The following is a 25,839-nucleotide window of genomic DNA, read 5'->3' on the forward strand; positions in this document are numbered from 1 at the left end:
GTCCGGTGGACATCGCGGCCGTGGGGAAACCGGCTGGCTCGCGCCTACTCCGGCTTCTTCAGCGCGTCCATCGCCCGCCGGGTCACCTCGGCGACCTGGCCGAGCGCGGAGATCGTCGCCACGAGGCCCTGGCCCCGGTAGTAGTCGATGATCGGCTCGGTCTGGGCGTGGTAGACCTCCAGGCGCTTGCGGACGGTCTCCTCGGAGTCGTCGTCGCGCTGGTAGAGCTCACCACCACAGACGTCGCACACACCCTCCTCGCGGGGCGGGGAGTACGACACGTGGAAGACATGACTCGAGTCGTTGCGGCAGATGCGACGGCCCGCGATCCGCTTGACGACCTCGTCCTCGGGGACCTCCAGGTCGAGCACCGCGTCCAGGGTCATCCCCTCGGACTTCAGCATCGCGTCAAGCGCCTCGGCCTGCGAGACGTTGCGCGGGAAGCCGTCCAGGAGGAAACCCCGCTCGGCGTCCGGCCGCTCCATCCGGTCCTTGGCCATGCCGATGGTGACCTCGTCGGGCACCAGGTCCCCCGCGTCCATGTAGGACTTGGCCTTGCGACCCAGCTCGGTCCCCTGGCTGATGTTGGCGCGGAAGAGGTCGCCCGTCGAGATGTGCGGGATCGACAGGTTCTCGGCGAGGTACGCGGCCTGCGTTCCCTTGCCGGCACCGGGTGGTCCGACGAGGACGATTCGCATTATCGGAGGAACCCTTCGTAATTGCGCTGCTGGAGCTGGCTCTCGATTTGCTTCACGGTCTCCAGACCCACACCCACGATGATGAGGATGCTTGTCCCGCCGAACGGGAAGTTCTGGTTCGCGCCGCCGAAGCCCGCCAACGCCATCGTCGGAACAAGAGCAATCAGACCCAAGTACAGCGAGCCCGGCCAAGTGATCCGGTTGAGCACGTAGCTCAGATACTCGGCAGTAGGTCGACCAGCCCGGATACCCGGGATGAAGCCACCATACTTCTTCATGTTGTCCGCGACTTCTTCGGGGTTGAAGGAGATGGCCACGTAGAAGAACGCGAAGAAGACGATCAGCAGGAAGTACGCGGTGATGTAGTAGGGGTGGTCACCCTTGACGAAGTACGCCTCGATCCAGGTCTTCCAGGACGAGGTGCCGCTGGAGAACTGCGCCACCAACGCCGGGATGTAGAGCAGCGAGGAGGCGAAGATGACCGGGATGACACCCGCCTGGTTCACCTTCAGCGGGATGTAGGTGGACGTGCCGCCGTAGGAGCGGCGACCGATCATGCGCTTCGCGTACTGAACAGGGATTCGACGCTGAGCCTGCTCCACGAAGACGACCAGGCCCACCATCACGAAACCGATCAGGATGACCGTGCCGAACTCGATCCAGCCGTCGGCCAGCTCGCCGCTCTCCTTGATGGCCCACAGGGCACCCGGGAAACCGGCGGCGATCGAGATGAACATCAGGATGGACATGCCGTTGCCGATGCCGCGGTCGGTGATCAGCTCACCCAGCCACATGGTGGCGGCGGTACCGGCGGTCATGGTCACGACCATGACGATGATCGTGTAGATCGACTGATCGGGAACGATCTGGTTGGCGACGCTGCACCCGCTGAAGAGCGCGCCGCTGCGCGCGGTCGCGACCAGGCCGGTGCCCTGGAGCACGGCGAGGGCGATGGTCAGATAACGGGTGTACTGCGTGATCTTGGCGGTGCCGGACTGGCCCTCCTTCTTGAGGGCTTCCAGCCGGGGGATCACCACCGTCAGCAGCTGGAGAATGATGCTCGCCGTGATGTAGGGCATGATGCCCAGGGCGAAGATGGTGATCTGGAGCAGCGCACCGCCGCTGAACATGTTGACCAGGCCGAAAAGGCTGTTGTTGTTCTGCGAGGCCTGGTCGACACAGGTCTGAACGTTCTGGTAATCGATGCCCGGAACCGGAACGTGCGACCCCAGCCGGTACAGCACGATGATGCCGAGCGTGAAGAGCAGCTTCTTGCGCAGGTCGGGCGTCTTGAACGCCCGGGCGAACGCGGTGAGCACGGTGCCTCCTGCGACCCCCGCGCTACTGCGTCAGAGGTGACGGTCTTGAGGATCGACGAATACGTATCAGGCAAAACCGCGCGATCCCCGTGAAGGCGGACCGCACGGAAACGAGGGCACAGCCCCCGCTTCTATACAGCAACAGTGCACGCCACCTTACCGGCGACAGTGCTCCCCTAGGAACGACCAACCGGGGATGCCCCATTTGAGAGCATCCCCGGTCGGGTCATTCAGCTTTCAGCCAAGGAACTTGTCTCAGACAAGCTCGGTGACCGTACCGCCAGCGGCGGTGATCTTCTCCTTGGCGGAGCCGGAGACGGCGTCGACCGTCACCTGGAGCGCCACGGAGATCTCGCCCTGGCCCAGGACCTTGACGAGGTGGTTCTTGCGCACCGCACCCTTGGCGACCAGATCGGCCACCGTGACCTCGCCACCCTCGGGGTAGAGCGCGGCCAGCTTGTCCAGGTTCACGACCTGGTACTCGGTGCGGAAGGGGTTGGTGAAGCCCCGCAGCTTCGGGAGCCGCATGTGGAGGGGCATCTGCCCACCCTCGAAGCGCTCCGGAACCTGGTAGCGGGCCTTGGTGCCCTTGGTACCACGACCAGCGGTCTTACCCTTGGACGCCTCACCACGACCGACACGGGTCTTGGCGGTCTTGGCGCCCGGGGCAGGAGCGAGGTTGTGGAGGCGCAGCGGCTTGTTCTCCGCCATGTCAGTCGACCTCCTCAACCGTCACGAGGTGGCGGACGGTGTGCACCATGCCGCGGAACTCGGGACGGTCCTCCTTGACGACCACGTCGTTGAGCTTCTTCAGCCCAAGCGAACGCAGCGTGTCACGGTGGTTCTGCTTGCTACCGATGTACGACTTCGTCTGCGTGATCTTGAGGCGGGCCATTACGCACCCGCCCCAGCGCGCGCACGGAGCAGGGCCGCGGGGGCCACGTCCTCGAGCGGCAGACCACGGCGGGCCGCGATCTCCTCGGGACGCTGAAGACCCTTGAGGGCCTCCACGGTCGCGTGCACGATGTTGATCGCGTTGTCGGAGCCGAGCGACTTCGACAGGATGTCGTGCACTCCGGCGCACTCCAGGACGGCGCGCACCGGGCCACCGGCGATCACACCGGTACCGGGGGAAGCAGGCTTGAGCAGGACGACGCCCGCGGCCTTCTCACCCTGGATGGGGTGCGGGATGGTGCCCTGGATACGGGGGACCTTGAAGAAGTGCTTCTTGGCCTCCTCCACACCCTTGGCGATGGCGGCCGGCACCTCCTTGGCCTTGCCGTAACCGACACCCACGGTGCCGTCACCATCGCCCACCACGACCAGCGCGGTGAAGCTGAAGCGACGACCACCCTTCACAACCTTGGCGACACGGTTGATCGCGACGACGCGCTCAACGTACGCGGTCTTCTCGGCGGCGGCAGCGCCACCGTCGCGACCCTTCCGGTCCCGCCGCTCGCCGCCACCGGCACCGCTCCCGCGGCGCTGGGGTCCAGCCATTGGAATTACCTCTCTCTGTTGCGTCCAGCTCCGGAAGCGGGGCTCAGAACTTGAGCCCGGCCTCGCGGGCCGCGTCAGCCAGAGCGGCAATCCGCCCGGCGTACTGGTTGCCACCACGGTCGAACACGACGGCCTCGACACCGGCGGCCTTGGCACGCTCGGCGACCAGGGCGCCGACCTGCTTGGCGTGGGCGCTCTTGTCGCCCTCGCCGCCGCGGATCGTCGTGTCAAGCGTCGACGCCGAGGCCAGCGTGTGGCCCGCGATGTCGTCGATGACCTGCGCCACGATGTGGCGGTTGGAACGCGTCACGACCAGGCGCGGACGCTCCGGGGTACCGGAGACGCGCTTGCGGATGCGAATGTGACGGCGCTTGATGGCGGCGCGCTTGTACGCGTCACCCTTGGCGATCTTCACACCGAATGCCATGGCTTACTTACCCGCCTTTCCGACCTTGCGGCGGATGACCTCGCCCGCGTACTTGACACCCTTGGCCTTGTACGGGTCGGGCTTACGCAGCTTGCGGATGTTCGCGGCGACCTCGCCGACCTTCTGCTTGTCGATGCCCTCGACAGCGAACTTGGTCGGAGACTCGACCTTGAAGGAGATCCCCTCGGGGGCCTCTACCAGGATCGAGTGGCTGTAGCCGAGCTGGAACTCCAGGTTGGAGCCCTTCGCGGCCACGCGGTAACCGACACCGCTGATTTCGAGCGCCTTCGTGTACCCCTGGGTCACGCCGGTGATCATGTTCGCCACCAGCGTGCGGGACAGGCCGTGCAGGGCCTTGTTCTGACGCTCGTCGTTGGGGCGGGTGACGTTCAGAACGCCGTCCTCACCCTTCGCGATCTCGATCGGCGCGGCGACGGTGTGGGTGAGGGTGCCCTTGGGACCCTTCACCGCAACCGTGCGGCCATCGATGGTGACGTCCACACCGGCGGGAACCTGGATGGGGAGCTTGCCGATACGCGACATTGCTTTTCCTCCGTTCCCGACTACCAGACGTAGGCGAGGACTTCCCCACCCACGCCCTTCTTCTGCGCCTGCTGACCGGTCAGGAGACCGTGCGACGTGGAGATGATCGCCACGCCGAGGCCACCGAGGACCTTGGGCAGGCTGGTGGACTTCGCGTACACACGCAGACCCGGCTTCGAGATCCGCTTGATGCCCGCGATGGAGCGCTCACGGTTCGGGCCGAACTTCAGCTCCAGGACGAGGTTCTTGCCGACCTCGGCGTCCTCGACCTTCCAGCCGGTGATGAAGCCCTCCTGCTGGAGGATCTCCGCGATGTGCGACTTGATCTTGCTGTGCGGCATCGTCACGGCATCGTGGTACGCCGAGTTCGCATTCCGCAGACGCGTCAGCATGTCTGCGATGGGATCAGTCATGGTCATGAATTGGCCTTCGGCCTCTCTCGCCGGGGTTTCCTGTCTGCGCCATCCCTCTCCCCACACAGAGGCGGGACGGGTGCGGCGCGGGGACCTACGGCGTAGTAAGTCGTACGGGCGGCGGACGCCCAACCCTCCAAGCCTAAGCCATGGGGGGATGGGCCTCCGCCAGCCCTCTGCTTACCGAGAGCCTCTGGAATACCCGATTACTCGGGGATTACCAGGAGCTCTTGGTCACGCCCGGCAGCTCGCCACGGTGAGCCATCTCACGAAGGCACACGCGGCAGAGGCCGAACTTGCGGTACACGGAGTGGGGACGACCGCAGCGCTGGCAGCGCGTGTAGGCACGCACACCGAACTTGGGCTTGCGGGCCGCCTTGGCAATGAGAGCCTTCTTCGCCACGGCTCACGCCTCCTTGAACGGGAAGCCGAGGTGACGGAGGAGCGCACGGCCCTCTGCGTCGTTGGAAGCCGTGGTGACCACGGTGATGTCCATACCCCGGACGCGGTCGATCTTGTCCTGGTCGATCTCGTGGAACATGACCTGCTCCGTGAGACCGAAGGTGTAGTTGCCACGGCCGTCGAACTGCTTGGGGGACAGGCCGCGGAAGTCGCGGATGCGCGGCAGCGCGAGCGACAGGGTGCGGTCCAGGAACTCCCACATGCGGTCGCCACGGAGCGTGACGTGGGCACCGATCGGCTGGCCCTCACGCAGCTTGAACTGCGCGATGGACTTGCGGGCCTTGGTGACGGCCGGCTTCTGGCCGGTGATCGTGGTGAGGTCCTTGATGGCACCATCGATCAGCTTGGAGTCGCGGGCGGCGTCGCCCACACCCATGTTGACCACGATCTTCACGAGGCCGGGGATCTGCATGACGTTCTCGTAGGAGAACTCCTCGTGCAGCTTGCCCTTGATTTCCTCGCGGTACTTCGTCTTGAGACGCGGAGTGGTGGTGGTAGCCATCAGATGTCCTCACCCGTCCGCTTGGCAACGCGGATCTTGTTGCCCTCGTCGTCGAAGCGGTAGCCGACGCGGGTCACGACCTTCTTGCCGTCCTTCTCGACGACAAGCTGGACGTTGCTCACGTGGATCGGCGCCTCGGTGGTGATGATCCCACCGGTCTGCGAGCCACGGGCGGTCTGACCGGCCTTGGTGTGCTTCTTGACCCGGTTGACACCCTCGACCAGGACACGGTCCTCGCGCGGGAAGGCCGCGACGACCTTGCCCTGCTTGCCCTTGTCCTTACCGGTGATGACCTGGACCAGGTCGCCCTTCTTGATCTTCATGCTTACAGCACCTCCGGCGCGAGCGAGATGATCTTCATGAACTTCTTCTCGCGCAGCTCACGGCCCACGGGGCCGAAGATACGGGTGCCGCGAGGGTCGCCGTCGTTCTTCAGAATGACGGCGGCGTTCTCGTCGAAGCGGATGTACGAGCCGTCCTGGCGGCGGCGCTCCTTGACGGTGCGAACGATGACCGCCTTGACGACGTCACCCTTCTTCACGTTGCCACCGGGGATCGCATCCTTGACGGTGGCGACGATGACGTCACCGATACCCGCGTAGCGGCGGCCCGAGCCACCGAGAACACGGATGCAAAGGATCTCCTTGGCACCAGTGTTGTCGGCGACGCGCAGCCGCGACTCCTGCTGGATCACGTCTATCTCCTGTGTGTCTGCCGGTTCCCCGGGGGGCCGTGTGTCACGGCCCCCCGGAGCCTGGCGGAACTGACCCGGAGGGTTACCCCTCCGAGGTGATTACTTGGCCTTTTCGAGAATCTCGACGACGCGCCAGCGCTTCGTCGCGGACAGCGGCCGGGTCTCCGCGAGGAGGACACGGTCGCCGATGCCCGCGGCGTTCTGCTCGTCGTGGGCCTTGAGCTTGTTCGTACGGCGGATGACCTTGCCGTACAGCGCGTGCTTCACACGGTCCTCGACGGCGACGACGACGGTCTTGTCCATCTTGTCGCTGACGACCAGACCCTCACGGGTCTTGCGGAATCCGCGCTCGGTCCCCGCGGCGGAGCCGCCGGTGTTGTCAGTCTCAGTCACGTTGCTCTCGCTCATCAGGCGCTCTCCACCGTCTCGATGCCGAGCTCACGCTCGTGCATCAGGGTGTAGATCCGGGCGATGTCCTTGCGGACGGCCTTCAGCCGGCCGTGGTTCTCGAGCTGCCCGGTCGCCGCCTGGAAGCGGAGGTTGAACAGCTCTTCCTTGGCCTCGCGGAGCTTGGCGACAAGCTCCTCGTTGCCCAGCTCGCGCAGCTCGGACGCCTTGGTTCCGGCCGACATCACGCCTCACCTGCCTCGCGCCGAACGATGCGGCACTTCATCGGAAGCTTGTGAGCAGCGCGGGTGAGCGCCTCACGAGCAATCTTCTCGTTCGGGTAGGACAGCTCGAACATCACCCGACCGGGCTTGACGTTCGCGATCCACCACTCGGGGGAACCCTTACCGGAACCCATGCGGGTCTCGGCGGGCTTCTTGGTGAGCGGACGGTCCGGGTAGATGTTGATCCAGACCTTGCCGCCACGCTTGATGTGGCGGGTCATCGCGATACGAGCCGCCTCGATCTGGCGGTTGGTCACGTACGCCGGCGTGAGGGCCTGAATGCCGTACTCGCCGAACGCGACCGTCGTACCACCCTTGGCCATGCCACTGCGCTTCGGGTGGTGCTGCTTGCGGTGCTTGACCCTACGGGGGATCAGCATGTCGGTCAGGCCTCCGTTCCGGTGCTCTCAGCCGGAGCAGCGGCGGTCGCCTCGGCCTTGGGGGCCTCGGCGGCGGCGTTCTGCTGCGGCTTGCGGCCACGCCCGCCACGCTCGCCACCGCGGCCACGACCGGCCGGGCGGTCAGCACCGCCACGGGCCGGGCGGTTGCCGGCGCGGGCGGCGGCGTTCTCAGCGCGGACCTCGGCGATGTTCTTGACGTCGCCCTTGTAGATCCAGACCTTCACACCGATGCGGCCGAAGGTGGTCTTGGCCTCGAAGAAGCCGTACTCGACGTTCGCGCGGAGCGTGTGCAGCGGCACACGGCCCTCGCGGTAGAACTCCGAGCGGGACATCTCGGCGCCGCCGAGACGGCCACCACACTGGATCTTGATGCCCTTGGCGCCCGCCTTCATCGCCGACTGCATGCTCTTACGCATGGCACGGCGGAAGGAGACACGCGAGGACAGCTGCTCGGCGACGGCCTGGGCCACCAGCTGAGCGTCGACCTCGGGGTTCTTGACCTCAAGGATGTTGAGCTGGACCTGCTTGCCCGTGAGCTTCTCGAGGTCGCCGCGGATGCGGTCGGCCTCGGCGCCACGGCGGCCGATGACGATGCCGGGACGCGCGGTGTGGATGTCCACCCGCACGCGGTCACGGGTGCGCTCGATCTCAACCTTCGAGATGCCGGCGCGCTCCATGCCGGACGTCATCATCCGGCGGATGGCGACGTCTTCCTTGACGTAGTCCTTGTACAGCTTGTCGGCGTACCACCGGGACTTGAAGTCCGTGGTGATGCCGAGCCGGAACCCGTGCGGGTTAACCTTCTGGCCCATTACCGGGTTCCTTCCTTGCTGCTGACGACCACGGTGATGTGGCTGGTCCGCTTACGGATCCGGTAGGCACGGCCCTGAGCACGCGGACGGAACCGCTTCAGGGTCGGGCCCTCGTCCACGTACGCCTCGCTGATGAACAGCGACGCGGCGTCCGTGTGGTCGTAGTTGTGCGCGGCGTTGGCGATGGCGCTGTCCAGCACCTTGCCAACGGGCACGCTCGCGGCCTGCGGGGCGAAACGCAGGACCGCCTGAGCCTCCGTGGCGTCCATGCCACGGATGAGGTCCACCACGCGGCGGGCCTTCATGGGCGTGACGCGGATGTACCGCGCCTGGGCCCTGGCTTCCATGGTTGTCCCTTCAGTGTCTGACACGTTCGTCATAGTCGTTCCACCCCGCGATTAGCGGCGCTTCGACTTCCGGTCGTCCTTGACGTGGCCGCGGAAGGTGCGAGTCGGCGAGAACTCGCCGAGCTTGTGGCCGACCATCGACTCGGTGACGAACACCGGGACGTGGGTCTTGCCGTTGTGCACCGCGATCGTGTGGCCGAGCATGGCCGGGATGATCATCGAGCGGCGGGACCAGGTCTTGATGACGTTCTTGGTGCCGGCTTCGTTCTGTACGTCCACCTTCTTGATCAGGTGGTCGTCGACGAAGGGCCCCTTCTTGAGACTGCGCGGCATCTAAACCCGCTCCTAGCGCTTCTTGTTCGTCTTGCGGCGGCGGACGATGTACTTGTTGCTCGCCTTCTTGGGAGAACGAGTACGACCCTCCTTCTGACCCCACGGGCTGACCGGGTGGCGACCACCGGAGGTCTTGCCCTCACCACCACCGTGCGGGTGGTCAACCGGGTTCATCGCGACACCGCGGACGGTCGGGCGGACGCCCTTCCAGCGCAGACGGCCGGCCTTGCCCCAGTTGATGTTCGACTGCTCGGCGTTGCCGACCTCACCGATGGTGGCGCGGCAGCGGACGTCGACCAGACGGATCTCGCCGGACGGCATACGGAGGTGGGCCATGGCCCCCTCCTTCGCCAGCAGCTGCACGGAGGCACCCGCGGAGCGGGCGAACTTCGCGCCGCCGCCGGGCCGCAGCTCGATGGCGTGGATCGTCGTACCGACGGGGATGTTGCGCAGCGCCAGGTTGTTGCCGGGCTTGATGTCGGCGGCGGGGCCGTTCTCGACACGGTCGCCCTGCGACAGGCCACGCGGCGCGATGATGTAGCGCTTCTCGCCGTCCGCGTAGTGCAGGAGAGCGATGCGCGCGGTGCGGTTGGGGTCGTACTCGATGTGAGCGACCTTGGCCGGCACGCCGTCCTTGTCGTGACGACGGAAGTCGATCACACGGTAGGCGCGCTTGTGGCCACCGCCCTGGTGACGGACGGTCACACGACCGGTGTTGTTACGGCCACCCTTGCTGTGCAGCGGGCGGACCAGCGACTTCTCCGGCGTGGACCGCGTGATCTCGACAAAGTCGGCGACGCTGGAGCCACGACGGCCCGGGGTCGTCGGCTTGTACTTGCGGATACCCATTTCTCAGTCCTCGGAAGATTCCGGACTTCTGGACGATTCCGACCGCCGTCAGGCGGTCGGGCCGCCGAAGATGTCGATTCGGTTGCCCTCGGCAAGGGTGACGATCGCGCGCTTGGTGTTGGCGCGCTTTCCGAAACCGGTGCGGGTGCGCTTGCGCTTGCCCTGGCGGTTGATCGTGTTCACCCCGGTGACCTTGACCGAGAAGACCGCCTCGACGGCCTGCCGGATCTGGGTCTTGTTGGCACGCGGGTCGACGATGAACGTGTACTTGTTCTCGTCCAGCAGCGCGTAGCTCTTCTCCGAGACCACCGGCTTCACGAGGATGTCGCGGGGGTCCGTGAAGGTCTTGCTGGTGACGACAGCCGTGGTGTTCTCAGTCATCAGGCGTCGCTCCCTTCGGTCTCAACGGCCTTGGGGCCAGACACGAAGGACTCGAAGGCGGCCTGAGTGAAGACCACGTCCTCGGAGCGGATCACGTCGTACGTGTTCAGCTGGCCCGGCTCCAGGATGTGCACCTGGGGCAGGTTACGGGCGGACAGCCACGCGGCCTCGTCGGAACGCTCGACGACCAGGAGCAGGTTCTTGCGCTCCGAGATCTTGCCGAACAGGACCTTGGCGGCCTTGGTGGAGGTCGTGCCCTCGACCACGCCGGTGACGACGTGGATACGGGAGTTGCGGGCCCGGTCGGTGAGGGCACCGCGCAGGGCGGCGGCCTTCATCTTCTTCGGGGTCCGCTGGGAGTAGTCACGCGGCACGGGACCGTGGACGACGCCACCGCCGGCGAACTGCGGGGCGCGGGTCGAACCCTGACGGGCGCGGCCGGTGCCCTTCTGGCGGTAAGGCTTCTTGCCACCACCACGGACCTCGCCACGCGTCTTCGTCTTGTGCGTGCCCTGACGGGCAGCCGCGAGCTGCGCGACGACGACCTGGTGGATCAGCGGAACGCTGACCTTGGCGTCGAAGATCTCGGCCGGGAGCTCAAGAGTCCCGGTCTTGTCGCCCGCGGGCGACAGAATGTCAATGGTGCTCATAGTCCTCAGGCCCCCTTGGCCGCGGTGCGGACCAGGACCAGGCCGCCGTTCGGACCAGGAACCGCGCCCTTGATGAGGAGCAGGCCCTTCTCCGCGTCAACGGCGTGAACGGTCAGGTTCTGGGTGGTGACCCGCTCGTTGCCCATACGGCCCGCCATGCGGAGGCCCTTGAACACACGGCCCGGGGTGGCGCAGCCACCGATGGAACCGGGGGAGCGGTGCTTGCGCTGGGTGCCGTGACCGGCGCCGAGGCCCTTGAAGTTGTGACGCTTCATGACACCGGCGAAGCCCTTGCCCTTGCTCTTGCCCGTGACGTCAACCTTGACGCCGGACTCGAACACCTCGGCGGTGAGCTCCTGGCCGAGCGTGTACTCGCTCGCGTCCGAGGTGCGGATCTCCACCAGGTGGCGGCGGGGGGTCACATCGGCCTTGGCGAAGTGACCCTTGAGGGGCTTGTTCACCTTGCGCGGGTCGATCTCGCCGAAGGCGATCTGGACCGACTCGTAGCCGTCGGCGTCATTCGTACGGACCTGGGTAACAACGCAGGGCCCGGCCTTGACAACGGTCACCGGGACGACACGGTTGTTCTCGTCCCAGACCTGGGTCATGCCGAGCTTCTCGCCCAGGACGCCCTTGATCTGCTTAGCCATCTCTTCCGTGCCTCTCAGAGCTTGATCTCGATGTCAACGCCGGCCGGAAGGTCCAGGCGCATCAGCGAGTCAACGGTCTTGGGCGTCGGGTCGAGGATGTCGATCAGGCGCTTGTGCGTACGCATCTCGAAGTGCTCGCGCGAGTCCTTGTACTTGTGCGGCGACTTGATGACGCAGTACACGTTCTTCTCAGTGGGCAGCGGCACCGGGCCCGCGACCGACGCACCGGTACGGGTCACCGTCTCGACGATCTTCTTCGCCGAGGAATCGATGACCTCGTGGTCGTAGGCCTTGAGCCGAATGCGGATCTTCTGTCCCGCCATGGCTACTTCGTAGTCCTGTCTGTCGTAAAGGCTCTGCAACTCGGCGGGTCCTGCGATCTTCCTCCGACCCACGCGGTCGGGCGTGTCGCACTCCCTCTACGCAGATCTCCCGAAGGATTTCCCAACCAAGGGGGTGCGGGCCCTGCCCGCGCGCCGGGGGTAGACCACCCACCGAGTGCCTGGTAGGCGCCCCGCTGACACTTCCCGGAAGATTCCCGTACGTCCGACCCGCGTGGGGTCGACGAGTACTGTGGGACTCGCTTCCGGTCCTCCCGGCGGGAGGCGCGCAGCATCGGCACTCAACCGAGCAACCCGCACAGTCTGCCACACGGACGGGGCGCCTGGCCAATCGAGCCGTAGAGAGTACCCCAGGTCACAGCGGTTCACGCACGCGGCGCGATCATGCGCCCCGGAGATCGTCTCTCACAGCGCGCGCATCCCTCGTTCCGCGCACCCCTTCACCGCTCCGCACCGCGCGCGCCCCGAGCGCGGCCTCGACCGCACCCCCACTCCCGCCTCCACGCGCCCCCCTGTGATCGCTGAGGCAGAGGAGAAAGGGGATGAATCAAGAGTCCCATCCTCCCCCGCGCTTAAGCCGAACCCCTCCCGACACAGCCCTATACACATGCCGCACACATCGGCCAGGGACCTTCGCGCCATACAGGGCTGGTTATGGCGCAACCGGAATGCCCCTTCGCAAATCAGTTCCCACCTGCGCCGACCGGGCCGCCCCGCAGGCGGGAGGCCTCTCGGGACCAGCGCTCATAGGCCCGTTCATCCTTTTATATTCACCACTGCGCATTGACGGGATTATTCGCTTACCAGCTTGAATGTTCGCGACTTACAGTCCCGAAATATGAAAGAGAAAGCCAACCCAGAGCCAACAGTTGCAAAAGACGAGATAAAAGAAATATCCGTCTCGCGTCGGCGGACCCTCCTCCAGGCCGCCGTCGCCGGAGGAGTGGTGGCGGGCACCGCACTCGGCGCCGGTGTCGGATCCGCCGCCGCCCGCTCACACCGTCCCCCCGGTGCGCGGCGCCCCACCACACCCGCCGCCGCCCTCCTCGAACTGAAAGCGGGCAACCAGCGCTGGAGCACCCTCGGGCAGGTCCACCCCCGGGAGGGCGTCCTCGCCCGCCAGCAGGCCACGCTCGGGCAGGCCCCCTGGGCCATCATCGTGGGCTGCATCGACTCCCGGGTCCCGCCCGAGCTGATCTTCGACCAGGGCCTCGGCGACCTGTTCGTCACCCGGACCGCGGGCCAGGTGCTGGACAGCGCCGTGTACGGCAGCGTCTCCTACGCGGTGACCAAGCTGAACGTCCCGCTGGTCGTGGTCCTCGGCCATGAGGACTGCGGCGCGGTGACCACGGCCCAGAAGGTCCTGGACGGCGTTCCCAACCTGGGCCTGACGCCCCGGCTGGCGCACACGATCCACCAGATCGTGCCCGCGGTGGAGGCCGACCCCGCGACGCCGAACCGGCTCAACAGATCGATCAACAACAACGTCCGTATGATCCGGTCGACCCTGCTGCGGGAGAACGACATCGCCCAGCGGGTCGCCCTCGGCACGCTGGCCGTCATCGGGGCCCGGTACGACCTGGGGACCACACAGTTCACCCAGATCGAGCCCCCGCCCACGCGCTGACCCCACCTCCCCACCGCCGCACCACCCTGACCTGACCGTTTCAACGACCCCAGGGGACGTACGGTCGCCGTCCCGGCCGTCCCTCCGGCCCCCGTCCGGCCTCCCGCCGGACGGGGGTCCGGTCGTACCGGGCCGCCCGCTCCGGTCGTGGGCGACGACGCGGAGAAGGGAGAACGCGATCAACTCCCGCGCGGGACACGGCGTCCGTAGAGCACAGACGCCCACCCCCAGGAGAGAACGCACATGCGCAAGACCATCACCGGTCTCCTGTCACTCGCCGCCCTGACCTCCCTGGTCACCCCGGCGCTCGCCACGGAGAGCGATGGCCACGCCCCATCCACCGGTTCCGCCGCCACCGCCGACATCCGGTCCCGGCTGCTGGCGGTACCCGGGATGCGGCTGATCGAGGAGCGGCCGTTCCCACAGCACCGGCTCTTCGTGCTCGGCTACACCCAGCCGGTGGACCACCGGAATCCGGACCGTGGCACCTTCGAACAGCGGCTGACCGTACTCCACCGCGACACCTCCCGGCCCACGATCTTCCACACCAGCGGCTACGGGCTCTTCGAACCGGCGCTGCGCAGCGAGCCCGCGCGGATCGTCGACGGCAACCAGATCTCCCTCGAACACCGCTTCTGGGGACCGTCGCGCCCGGACCCCGCCGACCCGGACGTGCTGACCATCCGGCAGGCCGCCGCCGACCAGCACCGGGTCTTCACCGCCCTGCGGACGGTCTACGACCGGAAGTGGATCTCGACGGGGAACTCCAAGGGCGGGATGACCGCGACCTACTACGAGCGGTTCTACCCCTCCGACATGGACGCCGTGGTGGCGTATGTGGCGCCGAACGACGTGGACGACCGCGAGGACTCCGCGTACACCCGCTTCTTCCAGACGGTCGGGACAGCGCAGTGCCGCGACCGGCTGAAGGAGATCCAGCGCCAGGCCCTGGCCCGCCGGGGGGCGCTGCTGGAGCTGCTCACCGCCGACGCCGCGGCCCGGGGCGCCACCTTCCGCCAGGTCGGCGGGGCGGACCGGGCTCTGGAGGCGGGCATACAGGAGGCGCCCTGGGTCTACTGGACCGAGTCCAACAGACAGGCCTGCGAGACCCTGCCGGACCCGAAGCCGCTCTCGGACCAGGCGCTGTACGACACCGTCAACGCGATCGCCTCACCGCTGGAATTCTCCGACCAGGGACTCGTGGACGGCTACGCCTACCAGTACCAGGCGGGCACCGAGCTGGGCTCACCGACGGTGGAGCAGCCGCATCTGGCCGGGCTGCTGCGGTACGCGCCGCTGACGCCGAGGGATCTGGCGCCCCGGGAGTACCCGATGACCTTCCGGGCGGGCGCGATGAAGGACATCGACCGGTTCGTCAGGAACAGCGCGCGCCGGATGCTCTTCGTCAACGGGGCGAACGACCCGTGGGGCGCGGAGCCGTTCCGGCTGGGCCCGGGCGCGCGGGACAGCTATGTGCTGACCGCGCCGGGCGGGGACCACCTCACGCATATCGAGCATCTGAGCCCGGCGGACCGGGCGCTGGCCACGGCCACGGTGCTGCGGTGGGCGGGGGTCGCCCCGGACGCGGTACGGAAGGACCCGTCGAAGGCGGCACCACTGGGGCGGTTCGACGCACGGCTGGACCGCCGGGAGGCGGGGACGGCGACTGACGCCGGAGCCCTGGGCGGGCCGAACCGTCCCGCTGGGGCGCCCGGCCGGGGCTGACCCGGCACCGTCGGCCGGGCGAGCGGAGCCCGGGCCCGGTCGGATGCCCTCGGCGTCCGGCCGGGCCCGGTCGGTCACGGTGTGTGGTGGATCTGGTAGTCGGCGCTGTCCGCGGGCACCACATGGCCGCCGCTGCCCGCCGGGCAGGAACCGGCGACCCCGCTGTACCCGTAGACGAGCAGTCGACACCGCTCACACCAGCGCCAGCCGGACCGGACGAAGCGACCCGGCAGGGGGAAGTTGCACAGCAGGACGTAGTCGGGACTGTTGAGGTGGTTGTGGCGGCCCCCGGCGCCGCAGATCCCGGGCTCGGCGAAGCCGTTGTACGCGAGGTTCAGGCACTTGCCGCACCGGCGCCACGCGCCCTGGCGGTGCGGACCGGTGGGAACCCCCCAGGTCAGGTAGTAGGCAAGGGAACCGGAGGAGAAATGTCCGCTGGGGCTCGCCGCGCAGACGCCACGGAGGTTGAACCGGGGGTACCAGAGCCCTTGGCAGCCGTTGCAGGAGAGCCAGCCGTCCTCGTAGTCGCTCCGCGGGGCCCTGGTGGAGTCCGTGGCCGGGGCGGCGGCGTGGGCGGTATCGGAGGTGACGGCCGCGCCCGCCGTGAGCAGGGCGGCGCCGCCGAGCGCGACCGCCGCGCCGCCTCGGAGGGCGTCACGTCTCCCGAGGCCGGGCGTGCGCCGCCGGGGCCCGGGCGCCACCGCGCCGAAGGCGGAACGCGAGGGCTGCGAGGGCTGCGAGGGCTGCGAGGGCTGCGAGGGCTGCGAGGCGGAGGGTAAGGCGGAGTCGTTCATGGGCGGAATCCCCTTTCTGGGGCCTCTGCGGTGATCTGCCGGACGGGGCGGGTGCGCCGTCGGGACGCCGTACGACCTCCCGTGCCACACGCCGCGCCCCATCGCAAAGCGTCACAAGCCATGACGCACGGCGCACCGTAGCAAGGCCCCGTTGGCTCGGGAAGCCATCGGGGACGACCGGCTTGGGCCGCGCATGGTGCTCGTGGGCCAGGGGGCGCATCCTGCCCCGTACCGCCTTCCACCCCCGTACCGGTCACTTCCCGGGCGCCCGGGAAGACCTCGGCGGGAACCATCGCGGGGAACCACGGGCGGGGAACCACGGCGGAGAACTCCGGAGCGTCTCCGCGCCGGAGCCCCACTCCCCCGCTCTCACCACCAGCCCCAGAAACCACACCGTTCACTCAGCTTCCCGACCCCGGCGAGCAACCCGCCCCTCCGCTCAGCCGTCTAGCACAGTGCGAACGGGCCTGACCAACCCGTTCGCACCCAAAGCCCCGACAGGGGCGGAAACGCGCGAGAGGCCCCACACCCGAAGGTGTGGGGCCTCTCTGGTGCTCGATCGTCGAGCTACCAGGTCAAACCACCAGGACTTACTTGGTGATCTTGACGACCTGGCCGGCGCCGACGGTCCGGCCACCCTCACGGATGGCGAACTTCAGGCCCTCCTCCATGGCGACCGGCTGGATCAGCTGGACGGTCATGGTGGTGTTGTCGCCCGGCATGACCATCTCGGTGCCCTCGGGGAGGGTCACGACGCCGGTCACGTCCGTGGTACGGAAGTAGAACTGCGGGCGGTAGTTGTTGAAGAACGGGGTGTGACGGCCACCCTCGTCCTTCGACAGGATGTAGGCCTGGGCCTCGAACTCGGTGTGCGGGGTGACCGAGCCCGGCTTGATGATGACCTGGCCGCGCTCGACGTCCTCGCGCTTGATGCCACGGAGGAGCAGACCGACGTTCTCACCGGCCTGGCCCTCGTCGAGCAGCTTGCGGAACATCTCGATGCCGGTGACCGTGGTGGTGGTCTTCTCGGTCTTGATGCCGATGATGTCGACGGTCTCGTTGACCTTGAGGACACCACGCTCGATACGACCGGTGACGACGGTGCCACGACCGGTGATCGTGAAGACGTCCTCGATCGGCATCAGGAACGGCTTGTCGACGTCACGCTCGGGCTGCGGGATGGCCTCGTCCACGGCGTTCATCAGGTTGAGGACGGACTCGCCCCACTCCGCGTCGCCCTCAAGGGCCTTGAGCGCGGAGACCTTGACGACCGGAACGTCGTCGCCCGGGAACTCGTACTCGGTGAGGAGCTCACGGACCTCGAGCTCGACGAGCTCCAGGATCTCCTCGTCGTCCACCATGTCGGCCTTGTTCAGGGCGACGACGATGTACGGAACGCCGACCTGGCGGGCCAGGAGGACGTGCTCCTTGGTCTGCGGCATCGGGCCGTCGGTGGCGGCGACCACGAGGATGGCGCCGTCCATCTGCGCGGCACCGGTGATCATGTTCTTGATGTAGTCCGCGTGACCCGGGCAGTCGACGTGCGCGTAGTGACGCGACTCCGTCTGGTACTCGACGTGCGCGATGGAGATGGTGATACCGCGCTGGCGCTCTTCGGGAGCCTTGTCGATCTGATCGAAGGCCGAGGCCTCGTTCAGGTCCGGGTACTTGTCGTGCAGCACCTTGGTAATGGCGGCCGTGAGGGTCGTCTTACCGTGGTCAATGTGACCGATGGTGCCGATGTTGACGTGCGGCTTAGTCCGCTCGAACTTCGCCTTCGCCACTGGGGTCCTCCTGTGGAGTGGTTCTGTACGCCTTACTCATCGGCGCCAGGTGATCTTTGCTGGGATACCGGTGCCCGGGGACATCCCCGCCGTTTCGTGTGGATCGGGCGGAAATGTCCCCTACGGGCTCCGGGAACAAGCCTAAAGCGTGTACTCGGGTGAGTTACTCGCCCTTGGCCTTCGCGATGATCTCCTCGGCGACGTTCCGGGGAACCTCGGCGTAGGAGTCGAACTGCATCGAGTAGCTTGCGCGACCCGAGGTCTTGCTGCGGAGGTCGCCGACGTAGCCGAACATCTCCGAGAGCGGCACCAGGCCCTTGACGACCCGGGCACCGGCCCGCTCCTCCATGGCCTGGATCTGGCCACGGCGGGAGTTGATGTCACCGATGACATCGCCCATGTAGTCCTCGGGCGTGGTGACCTCGACGGCCATCATCGGCTCAAGGAGCACGGGGCTGGCCTTACGAGCGGCCTCCTTGAACGCCTGCGAACCGGCGATCTTGAAGGCGAGCTCGGAGGAGTCGACCTCGTGGTAGCCACCGTCGAGAAGCGTGACGCGGACGCCCGTCATCTCGTAGCCCGCCAGGATGCCGAACTGCATGGCCTCCTGCGCACCCGCGTCCACCGAGGGGATGTACTCCTTGGGGACACGACCGCCGGTGACCTTGTTGACGAACTCGTACGAGGCGTCGCCGCCCTCGATCGGCTCGATCGCGATCTGCACCTTGGCGAACTGACCGGTACCACCGGTCTGCTTCTTGTGGGTGTAGTCCACGCGCTCGACGGCCTTGCGGATCGTCTCGCGGTACGCGACCTGGGGCTTGCCGACGTTGGCCTCGACCTTGAACTCGCGACGCATACGGTCGACGAGCACCTCAAGGTGGAGCTCACCCATACCGCCGATGACGGTCTGGCCGGTCTCCTCGTTGGTGTGCACCTGGAAGGAGGGGTCCTCCTCCGCGAGACGCTGGATGGCGACACCCAGCTTCTCCTGGTCACCCTTGGACTTGGGCTCGATCGCGACCTCGATGACCGGCGCCGGGAAGTCCATGGACTCCAGGATCACCGGGTTCTTCTCGTCGCTCAGCGTCTCACCGGTGGTGGTCTGCTTCAGGCCCATGACGGCGACGATGTCGCCCGCGCCCACCGACTCGATCTCCTCACGCTTGTTGGCGTGCATACGGTAGATCTTGCCGATGCGCTCCTTGCGGCCCTTCACGGAGTTCAGCACCGAGGTGCCGGACTGCAGACGGCCGGAGTAGACGCGCACGAAGGTGAGCTTGCCGAGGTGCGGGTCGCTCATGATCTTGAACGCCAGCGCCGAGAGAGGCTCGTCCACCGACGGCTTGCGCTTCACGACGACCTCGGGGTCCTTGACGTCGTGGCCCTCGATGGCCTCGACGTCCAGGGGCGAGGGCAGGTAGCGCACGACCGCGTCGAGCAGGGGCTGGACGCCCTTGTTCTTGAACGCGGTACCACAGAACACCGGGGTGACCGTGGTGTCGGAGGACTTGCCGGAGGCGATGGTGATACGACGGATCGCGGCGTAGAGCTGCTCCACCGAGGGCTCCTGGCCCTCCAGGTACAGCTCCATGACCTCTTCGTCGTTCTCGGCCACGGTCTCCAGCAGCTTGCCGCGGTACTCCTCGGCAGCCTCGGCGTGCGTGTCCGGGATGTCGACGATGTCGTACATCTCGCCCTTGGTCGCCTCGGCGGACCAGACGAACGCCTTCATGGTGACGAGGTCGACGACACCCTTGAAGTCGGCCTCGGCGCCGATCGGCAGCTGCATCACGATCGGCGTCGCGCCCAGGCGGTCGCTGATCATGTCGACACAGCGGTGGAACTCGGCACCGGTGCGGTCGAGCTTGTTGACGAAGCAGATACGCGGCACGCCGTAGCGGTCCGCCTGACGCCAGACGGTCTCGGACTGCGGCTCAACACCGGCGACACCGTCGAACACGGTGACGGCACCGTCGAGCACGCGGAGCGAACGCTCCACCTCGACGGTGAAGTCGACGTGACCCGGGGTGTCGATGATGTTGATGGTGTGATCGACGTCCTCGAGCGGCCAGTGACAGGTCGTCGCGGCGGACGTGATCGTGATGCCGCGCTCCTGCTCCTGCTCCATCCAGTCCATCGTGGCGGCGCCATCGTGGACTTCACCGATCTTGTAGCTCACACCGGTGTAGAAGAGGATGCGCTCGGTGGTCGTCGTCTTGCCCGCGTCGATGTGGGCCATGATCCCGATGTTGCGGACCTTGGCCAGGTCAAGCGAAGTGGTGGCCATATGGCTCAGTCTTCTCTCGGTCTCGATGGGGGTAGCGACTACCAGCGGTAGTGCGCGAAGGCCTTGTTGGACTCGGCCATCTTGTGCGTGTCCTCACGCTTCTTGACCGAAGCGCCGAGGCCGTTGGAGGCGTCGAGCAGTTCGTTCATGAGGCGCTCGGTCATGGTCTTCTCGCGGCGGGCGCGGGAGTACCCGACGAGCCAGCGCAGCGCGAGGGTGGAGGCGCGACCGGGCTTGACCTCGATCGGCACCTGGTAGGTGGCGCCACCGACACGGCGGGACTTGACCTCAAGGGCGGGCTTGACGTTCTCAAGCGCGCGCTTCAGCGTGATGACCGGGTCATTGCCGGTCTTCTCGCGGAGACCCTCCATGGCGCCGTAGACGATCCGCTCGGCGGTGGAGCGCTTGCCGTTCAGCAGGATCTTGTTGATGAGCGACGTCACCAGAGGAGAGCCGTAGACCGGGTCGATGATGACCGGGCGCTTCGGGGCGGGGCCCTTACGAGGCATTCTTACTTCTCCTTCTTGGCGCCGTAGCGGCTGCGGGCCTGCTTGCGGTTCTTGACACCCTGAGTGTCGAGGGAACCGCGGATGATCTTGTAGCGAACACCCGGCAGGTCCTTCACTCGGCCACCACGCACGAGCACGATGGAGTGCTCCTGCAGGTTGTGCCCCTCACCCGGAATGTAGGCCGTGACCTCGATCCCAGAGGTCAGACGCACACGCGCGACCTTACGGAGGGCCGAGTTCGGCTTCTTCGGGGTGGTCGTGAACACACGCGTGCAGACGCCACGACGCTGAGGGGAACCCTCAAGTGCGGGCGTCTTGTTCTTCTCGACCTTGTCCTGCCGGCCCTTACGGACCAGCTGCTGGATCGTAGGCACTACGTCTCCGGTTTCTGTGTGCCGTTCATGAAACTAACCTGGAACGTCACCGACCCACGCGGTCGGGTGTGTCGAAACTGCGAGGCTCGCCGCCGAGGGCGGAAAGGGCGCAGATTGCGGTGGCCATGAACGGACTCTCCGTGCGGTTGAGGACACGCACAGGAGCCCAGGCACACCCCAGGCACAAGGTCAGAGCGTACCTACCGCATGGGCTGCGGTCAAAACAAATGCACGCGCGTACGGATCCCTCGCCGACCTCGGAGAACGCTGCTCCGAACGGGTGACGGAGAGGGCGGGCGGCCCGGTACGGGCGCGACGCGGGCGGAGCGCGGGTTGGCCGGAGCATACCCCCCACGCGGCCATCGGCAACCCCGCCGCCCCGACGCCACAACGGCTGCTGGTCCTGTCCGGGGTGCCGTTCTCCGGCCGCCGCACCGCCGCGCTGATGCTCCTCCACGTGCTGAAGGTCACCTCCGTACGGGCGCTGGTACGGGATACCGCCCGCACCGACCTCGCCCGGATCGGCGCGGAGGACGGCGTACGGGCGGAGCACGGCGGCGCGCCCGGCTATTTGCTCTGCGACCTGCTCACCCGGCGGCACGAGCCCCTGCGCGAGGCCCATCTCCTCGCCGCACGGAACCAGCTCGCCCAGCTCCGGGAGGCCGCCGCCTTCGCCAACGTACTCATTCAGCACACCGGCAGCGGCGAGGAGGGCGACCCCGTCGCCCGGCCACCCCGCTGAGGGCCGCCGGTGAGCGGGCCCGCACACGCCGGAGGGCGGCCACCCTTCCGGGATGACCGCCCTCCGTGTCACTCACACGCCTTACTGGTTGTACGGACCGTAGTCGTAGTCCTCCAGCGGCACGGCCTGGCCGGAGCCCGTGCCGAACGGCGAGTAGTCGATGTCGTCGTAGCCGACGGCCGAGTACATCGCGGCCTTGGCCTCCTCGGTGGGCTCCACCCGGATGTTGCGGTAACGGGCGAGACCCGTACCGGCCGGGATGAGCTTACCGATGATGACGTTCTCCTTGAGGCCGATCAGGGAGTCCGACTTGGCGTTGATCGCCGCGTCGGTCAGGACCCTGGTCGTCTCCTGGAAGGACGCCGCCGACAGCCACGACTCGGTGGCCAGCGACGCCTTGGTGATACCCATCAGCTGCGGACGGCCGGAGGCGGGGTGACCGCCCTCGGTGACCACACGACGGTTCTCGGTCTCGAACTTCGAGCGCTCGACCAGCTCGCCCGGCAGCAGCTCCGCGTCGCCGGACTCGATGATCGTCACCCGGCGCAGCATCTGCCGGATGATGATCTCGATGTGCTTGTCGTGGATCGACACACCCTGCGAGTTGTAGACCTTCTGGACCTCGCCGACCAGGTGGACCTGGACGGCCCGCTGGCCGAGGATGCGCAGCACGTCATGCGGGTTGGTGGCACCCACGGTGAGCTTCTGGCCCACCTCGACGTGGTCGCCCTCGCCCACCAGCAGACGGGCACGCTTCGAGATCGGGAACGCCGTCTCGTCGCTGCCGTCGTCCGGGGTGACGACGAGCTTCTTGGTCTTCTCGGTCTCCTCGATACGGACGCGGCCGGCCGCCTCCGAGATCGGGGCGACACCCTTGGGCGTACGGGCCTCGAAGAGCTCGACGACACGCGGCAGACCCTGGGTGATGTCGTCACCGGCCACACCACCGGTGTGGAAGGTACGCATCGTCAGCTGGGTACCGGGCTCACCGATGGACTGGGCGGCGATGATGCCGACCGCCTCACCGATGTCGACCAGCTTGCCGGTGGCCAGCGAGCGTCCGTAGCAGAAGGCACAGGTGCCGACGGCCGACTCACAGGTCAGCACCGAACGGGTCTTGACCTCCTCGACACCGGCCCCGACCAGGGCGTCGATCAGGACATCGCCGAGGTCGACATTGGCGGGCGCGATGACCTTGCCGTCGACGACGACGTCCTCGGCCAGCATCCGCGCGTACACCGACGTCTCGACGTCGTCGGCCTTGCGCAGCCTGCCCTCGGTGTCCCGCTCGGCGATCCGCAGCTTGAGGCCACGCTCGGTGCCGCAGTCCTCCTCGCGGATGATGACGTCCTGCGAGACGTCCACCAGACGACGGGTGAGGTAACCCGAGTCGGCGGTACGCAGGGCGGTGTCCGCCAGACCCTTACGGGCACCGTGGGTGGAGATGAAGTACTCCAGCACGGACAGACCCTCGCGGAAGGACGCCTTGATCGGACGCGGAATCGTCTCGTTCTTGGCGTTCGACACCAGACCACGCATACCGGCGATCTGACGCATCTGCATCATGTTTCCACGAGCACCCGAGTCCACCATCATGAAGATGGGGTTGGTCTTCGGGAAGTTCGCGTTCATCGCCTCGGCGACCTCGTTGGTCGCCCGGGTCCAGATCTTGATGAGCTCGTTGGTGCGCTCTTCCTTGGTGATCAGACCACGCTCGTACTGCTTCTGGACCTTCTCGTCCTGAGCCTCGTACGACGCGACGATCTCCTTCTTCGCGTCCGGGACGACGATGTCCGACACGGCGACGGTGACACCGGAACGGGTCGCCCAGAAGAAGCCCGACGCCTTCAGGTTGTCGAGCGTCGCCGCCACGATGACCTTGGGGTAGCGCTCGGCGAGATCGTTGACGATCTCCGAGAGCTGCTTCTTGCCCACCGAGTAGTCGACGAAGGGGTAGTCCTCCGGCAGCAGCTCGTTGAAGAGCGCGCGGCCGAGGGTGGTCTTCAGCCGGAAGCTGTCACCCTGCTGCCACTCCGGCTCGCCTTCCTCCTGCGCCGGCGGGGTCCAGCCGCGGGGCGGGATGGTGCCGACCGGGAAGCGGATGTCGACCTTCGCCTGGAGCGAGAGCTCCCGGGCGTCGAAGGCCATGATCGCCTCGGCGGTGGAGCCGAAGGAACGGCCCTCGCCGCGCACCTCGCGCTCCTCCTCGTCCGTGGTGAGGAAGAAGAGGCCGAGCACCATGTCCTGGGTGGGCATGGTGACCGGACGGCCGTCGGCCGGCTTGAGGATGTTGTTCGAGGAGAGCATCAGGATGCGCGCCTCGGCCTGCGCCTCCGCGGAGAGCGGCAGGTGGACGGCCATCTGGTCACCGTCGAAGTCCGCGTTGAACGCGGTGCAGACGAGCGGGTGGATCTGGATGGCCTTGCCCTCGACCAGCTGCGGCTCGAAGGCCTGGATGCCCAGGCGGTGCAGGGTGGGCGCACGGTTCAGCAGCACCGGGTGCTCGGCGATGACCTCTTCGAGGACGTCGTACACCACGGTGCGGCCGCGCTCGACCATGCGCTTGGCCGACTTGATGTTCTGCGCGTGGTTCAGGTCGACCAGGCGCTTCATCACGAACGGCTTGAAGAGCTCCAGCGCCATCGCCTTCGGCAGACCGCACTGGTGCAGCTTGAGCTGCGGACCGACGACGATCACGGAACGCGCGGAGTAGTCCACACGCTTACCGAGCAGGTTCTGACGGAAACGACCCTGCTTGCCCTTGAGCATGTCGCTGAGGGACTTCAGCGGACGGTTGCCCGGACCGGTGACCGGACGGCCGCGACGGCCGTTGTCGAACAGCGCGTCGACGGCCTCCTGGAGCATCCGCTTCTCGTTGTTCACGATGATCTCGGGGGCACCGAGGTCAAGGAGACGCTTGAGACGGTTGTTCCGGTTGATCACACGGCGGTACAGGTCGTTGAGGTCGGAGGTCGCGAAGCGGCCACCGTCCAGCTGCACCATCGGACGCAGGTCCGGCGGGATGACCGGCACGCAGTCCAGCACCATGCCCTTGGGGCTGTTGCTGGTCTGGAGGAAGGCGGAGACGACCTTGAGGCGCTTGAGCGCACGGGTCTTCTTCTGGCCCTTGCCGGTACGGATGATCTCGCGGAGGCGCTCGGCCTCCTCGTCGAGGTCGAAGGACTCCAGGCGCTTCTGGAGCGCGGCGGCGCCCATCGAGCCGTCGAAGTAGGTGCCGAAGCGGTCGCGCAGCTCGCGGTAGAGCAGCTCGTCGCCCTCCAGGTCCTGGACCTTGAGGTTCTTGAAGCGGTTCCACACCTCGTCGAGGCGGTCGATCTCGCGCTGGGCGCGGTCACGGAGCTGCTTCATCTCGCGCTCGGCGCCCTCACGCACCTTGCGGCGGACGTCGGCCTTGGCGCCCTCGGCCTCCAGCTCGGCCAGGTCGGTCTCGAGCTTCTTGGCGCGGGCTTCCAGGTCGGCGTCGCGACGGTTCTCGATCTGCTGGCGCTCGACGGAGACATGCGCCTCCAGCGAGGGCAGATCGCGGGTCCGGCGCTCCTCGTCCACGTACGTGATCATGTACGCGGCGAAGTAGATGACCTTCTCCAGGTCCTTCGGCGCCAGGTCGAGCAGATAGCCCAGGCGGGAGGGAACGCCCTTGAAGTACCAGATGTGCGTGACCGGGGCGGCCAGCTCAATGTGGCCCATCCGCTCACGGCGCACCTTGGCGCGGGTGACCTCGACGCCACAGCGCTCACAGATGATGCCCTTGAAGCGGACACGCTTGTACTTACCGCAGTAGCACTCCCAGTCCCGGGTGGGGCCGAAGATCTTCTCGCAGAAGAGCCCGTCCTTTTCCGGCTTGAGCGTGCGGTAGTTGATGGTCTCGGGCTTCTTGACCTCGCCATGGGACCACTGGCGGATGTCGTCAGCGGTGGCCAGGCCGATCCGAAGCTCGTCGAAGAAGTTGACGTCGAGCACTATGCGTCAATCCCTCTCAG

Annotated in this window: 32 protein-coding genes; 3 read left to right on the plus strand and 29 right to left on the minus strand. The window is 66.9% G+C overall.

The features are described 5' to 3' along the window. Positions 1–44: 44 nt before the first annotated feature. The 23 genes from ACFVIM_RS11615 to rpsJ form a co-directional block, all read right to left on the minus strand. The gene (locus tag ACFVIM_RS11615; protein ID WP_384300504.1) at positions 45–698 is read right to left on the minus strand and encodes an adenylate kinase; all 654 of its coding nucleotides are present in this window, start codon (positions 696–698) and stop codon (positions 45–47) included. Continuing rightward, entirely contained in the window at positions 698–2,017 is a 1,320-nt protein-coding gene (gene secY, locus ACFVIM_RS11620; protein ID WP_384300505.1) for a preprotein translocase subunit SecY, read from the minus strand. Before secY ends, ACFVIM_RS11615 begins: the two co-directional genes overlap by 1 nt. Positions 2,018–2,272: 255 nt before the next feature. After that, on the minus strand, positions 2,273–2,728 hold the full coding sequence (rplO, locus tag ACFVIM_RS11625) for a 50S ribosomal protein L15 (RefSeq protein ID WP_384300506.1): 456 nt from the start codon (positions 2,726–2,728) through the stop codon (positions 2,273–2,275). Position 2,729: 1 nt separating this feature from the next. Continuing rightward, a complete protein-coding gene (gene rpmD, locus ACFVIM_RS11630) occupies positions 2,730–2,912 on the minus strand; it encodes a 50S ribosomal protein L30 (protein ID WP_006347219.1) in 183 nt (60 codons plus the stop codon). Then, positions 2,912–3,517 (minus strand): 30S ribosomal protein S5, encoded by a 606-nt coding sequence (gene rpsE, locus ACFVIM_RS11635; protein WP_030201551.1) that lies wholly within the window; start codon positions 3,515–3,517, stop codon positions 2,912–2,914. The genes rpmD and rpsE overlap by 1 nt, the downstream gene beginning before the upstream one ends. Before the next feature lie 43 nt (positions 3,518–3,560). Continuing rightward, on the minus strand, positions 3,561–3,944 hold the full coding sequence (gene rplR, locus ACFVIM_RS11640) for a 50S ribosomal protein L18 (protein WP_384300507.1): 384 nt from the start codon (positions 3,942–3,944) through the stop codon (positions 3,561–3,563). A gap of 3 nt (positions 3,945–3,947) precedes the next feature. Next, positions 3,948–4,487 carry a 50S ribosomal protein L6 gene (gene rplF / locus ACFVIM_RS11645; protein WP_384300508.1) on the minus strand — a complete coding sequence of 180 codons (540 nt, stop codon included), beginning with the start codon at positions 4,485–4,487 and terminating at the stop codon, positions 3,948–3,950. A gap of 20 nt (positions 4,488–4,507) precedes the next feature. Further along, positions 4,508–4,906 carry a 30S ribosomal protein S8 gene (gene rpsH / locus ACFVIM_RS11650; RefSeq protein ID WP_384300509.1) on the minus strand — a complete coding sequence of 133 codons (399 nt, stop codon included), beginning with the start codon at positions 4,904–4,906 and terminating at the stop codon, positions 4,508–4,510. A gap of 211 nt (positions 4,907–5,117) precedes the next feature. Further along, positions 5,118–5,303, minus strand: coding sequence for a type Z 30S ribosomal protein S14 (locus ACFVIM_RS11655; RefSeq protein WP_003956452.1), 186 nt, complete (start codon positions 5,301–5,303; stop codon positions 5,118–5,120). A 3-nt stretch (positions 5,304–5,306) separates the two neighbouring features. Further along, positions 5,307–5,864: a 50S ribosomal protein L5 gene (gene rplE, locus ACFVIM_RS11660; protein WP_384300510.1), complete on the minus strand. Its 558-nt coding sequence runs from the start codon at positions 5,862–5,864 to the stop codon at positions 5,307–5,309. After that, entirely contained in the window at positions 5,864–6,187 is a 324-nt protein-coding gene (gene rplX, locus ACFVIM_RS11665; RefSeq protein WP_384300511.1) for a 50S ribosomal protein L24, read from the minus strand. Before rplX ends, rplE begins: the two co-directional genes overlap by 1 nt. A 2-nt stretch (positions 6,188–6,189) precedes the next feature. Continuing rightward, positions 6,190–6,558, minus strand: coding sequence for a 50S ribosomal protein L14 (gene rplN, locus ACFVIM_RS11670; protein ID WP_003956455.1), 369 nt, complete (start codon positions 6,556–6,558; stop codon positions 6,190–6,192). 99 nt (positions 6,559–6,657) lie between these two features. Further along, positions 6,658–6,966: a 30S ribosomal protein S17 gene (gene rpsQ / locus ACFVIM_RS11675; protein WP_384300512.1), complete on the minus strand. Its 309-nt coding sequence runs from the start codon at positions 6,964–6,966 to the stop codon at positions 6,658–6,660. Beyond that, positions 6,966–7,190 (minus strand): 50S ribosomal protein L29, encoded by a 225-nt coding sequence (gene rpmC, locus ACFVIM_RS11680; protein ID WP_384300513.1) that lies wholly within the window; start codon positions 7,188–7,190, stop codon positions 6,966–6,968. The genes rpsQ and rpmC overlap by 1 nt, the downstream gene beginning before the upstream one ends. Continuing rightward, positions 7,190–7,609: a 50S ribosomal protein L16 gene (rplP, locus tag ACFVIM_RS11685; RefSeq protein ID WP_347728001.1), complete on the minus strand. Its 420-nt coding sequence runs from the start codon at positions 7,607–7,609 to the stop codon at positions 7,190–7,192. Before rplP ends, rpmC begins: the two co-directional genes overlap by 1 nt. A gap of 5 nt (positions 7,610–7,614) precedes the next feature. Then, positions 7,615–8,442, minus strand: coding sequence for a 30S ribosomal protein S3 (gene rpsC, locus ACFVIM_RS11690; RefSeq protein ID WP_384300514.1), 828 nt, complete (start codon positions 8,440–8,442; stop codon positions 7,615–7,617). Next, positions 8,442–8,789 (minus strand): 50S ribosomal protein L22, encoded by a 348-nt coding sequence (rplV, locus tag ACFVIM_RS11695; protein WP_384300515.1) that lies wholly within the window; start codon positions 8,787–8,789, stop codon positions 8,442–8,444. The genes rpsC and rplV overlap by 1 nt, the downstream gene beginning before the upstream one ends. 51 nt (positions 8,790–8,840) lie before the next feature. Then, a complete protein-coding gene (gene rpsS / locus ACFVIM_RS11700) occupies positions 8,841–9,122 on the minus strand; it encodes a 30S ribosomal protein S19 (RefSeq protein WP_142214205.1) in 282 nt (93 codons plus the stop codon). A gap of 12 nt (positions 9,123–9,134) precedes the next feature. Further along, positions 9,135–9,971, minus strand: coding sequence for a 50S ribosomal protein L2 (gene rplB, locus ACFVIM_RS11705; protein ID WP_351547851.1), 837 nt, complete (start codon positions 9,969–9,971; stop codon positions 9,135–9,137). A gap of 48 nt (positions 9,972–10,019) precedes the next feature. Then, positions 10,020–10,352: a 50S ribosomal protein L23 gene (rplW, locus tag ACFVIM_RS11710; RefSeq protein ID WP_384300516.1), complete on the minus strand. Its 333-nt coding sequence runs from the start codon at positions 10,350–10,352 to the stop codon at positions 10,020–10,022. Then, positions 10,352–11,002, minus strand: coding sequence for a 50S ribosomal protein L4 (gene rplD, locus ACFVIM_RS11715; protein ID WP_384300517.1), 651 nt, complete (start codon positions 11,000–11,002; stop codon positions 10,352–10,354). The genes rplW and rplD overlap by 1 nt, the downstream gene beginning before the upstream one ends. A 5-nt stretch (positions 11,003–11,007) precedes the next feature. Continuing rightward, entirely contained in the window at positions 11,008–11,652 is a 645-nt protein-coding gene (gene rplC / locus ACFVIM_RS11720; RefSeq protein ID WP_384300518.1) for a 50S ribosomal protein L3, read from the minus strand. A 14-nt stretch (positions 11,653–11,666) separates the two neighbouring features. Continuing rightward, the gene (rpsJ, locus tag ACFVIM_RS11725; RefSeq protein WP_003948644.1) at positions 11,667–11,975 is read right to left on the minus strand and encodes a 30S ribosomal protein S10; all 309 of its coding nucleotides are present in this window, start codon (positions 11,973–11,975) and stop codon (positions 11,667–11,669) included. Positions 11,976–12,831: 856 nt separating this feature from the next. Between rpsJ and ACFVIM_RS11730 the strand changes: the two genes are divergently transcribed. Both ACFVIM_RS11730 and ACFVIM_RS11735 read left to right on the plus strand, forming a co-directional pair. After that, positions 12,832–13,620, plus strand: coding sequence for a carbonic anhydrase (locus ACFVIM_RS11730; protein WP_384300519.1), 789 nt, complete (start codon positions 12,832–12,834; stop codon positions 13,618–13,620). A gap of 243 nt (positions 13,621–13,863) precedes the next feature. Then, complete coding sequence (locus tag ACFVIM_RS11735; RefSeq protein ID WP_384300520.1) at positions 13,864–15,345, plus strand: S28 family serine protease; 1,482 nt, start codon at positions 13,864–13,866, stop codon at positions 15,343–15,345. Positions 15,346–15,419: 74 nt separating this feature from the next. Here ACFVIM_RS11735 and ACFVIM_RS11740 read toward each other — a convergent pair whose 3' ends face one another. The 5 genes from ACFVIM_RS11740 to rpsL form a co-directional block, all read right to left on the minus strand. Beyond that, positions 15,420–16,139, minus strand: coding sequence for a hypothetical protein (locus ACFVIM_RS11740; protein WP_384300521.1), 720 nt, complete (start codon positions 16,137–16,139; stop codon positions 15,420–15,422). Between the two features lie 590 nt (positions 16,140–16,729). Then, a complete protein-coding gene (gene tuf, locus ACFVIM_RS11745; RefSeq protein WP_384300522.1) occupies positions 16,730–17,923 on the minus strand; it encodes an elongation factor Tu in 1,194 nt (397 codons plus the stop codon). Between the two features lie 163 nt (positions 17,924–18,086). Continuing rightward, positions 18,087–20,213 carry an elongation factor G gene (gene fusA / locus ACFVIM_RS11750; RefSeq protein ID WP_384300523.1) on the minus strand — a complete coding sequence of 709 codons (2,127 nt, stop codon included), beginning with the start codon at positions 20,211–20,213 and terminating at the stop codon, positions 18,087–18,089. A 38-nt stretch (positions 20,214–20,251) separates the two neighbouring features. Further along, complete coding sequence (gene rpsG, locus ACFVIM_RS11755) at positions 20,252–20,722, minus strand: 30S ribosomal protein S7 (RefSeq protein WP_003956472.1); 471 nt, start codon at positions 20,720–20,722, stop codon at positions 20,252–20,254. Positions 20,723–20,724: 2 nt separating this feature from the next. Next, positions 20,725–21,096: a 30S ribosomal protein S12 gene (rpsL, locus tag ACFVIM_RS11760; RefSeq protein ID WP_003948652.1), complete on the minus strand. Its 372-nt coding sequence runs from the start codon at positions 21,094–21,096 to the stop codon at positions 20,725–20,727. A gap of 280 nt (positions 21,097–21,376) precedes the next feature. On the opposite strand from rpsL, the gene ACFVIM_RS11765 reads away from it, so the two are divergent. Continuing rightward, positions 21,377–21,838, plus strand: a complete 462-nt coding sequence (locus tag ACFVIM_RS11765; protein ID WP_384300524.1) for a hypothetical protein — start codon at positions 21,377–21,379, stop codon at positions 21,836–21,838. Between the two features lie 81 nt (positions 21,839–21,919). On the opposite strand, the gene ACFVIM_RS11770 is transcribed toward ACFVIM_RS11765, so the two are convergent. After that, positions 21,920–25,819, minus strand: a complete 3,900-nt coding sequence (locus tag ACFVIM_RS11770) for a DNA-directed RNA polymerase subunit beta' (RefSeq protein WP_384300525.1) — start codon at positions 25,817–25,819, stop codon at positions 21,920–21,922. Positions 25,820–25,839 lie beyond the last annotated feature (20 nt).

It is taken from the genome of Streptomyces sp. NPDC057638, assembly GCF_042800315.1.
In the GTDB taxonomy this organism is placed as follows: domain Bacteria; phylum Actinomycetota; class Actinomycetes; order Streptomycetales; family Streptomycetaceae; genus Streptomyces.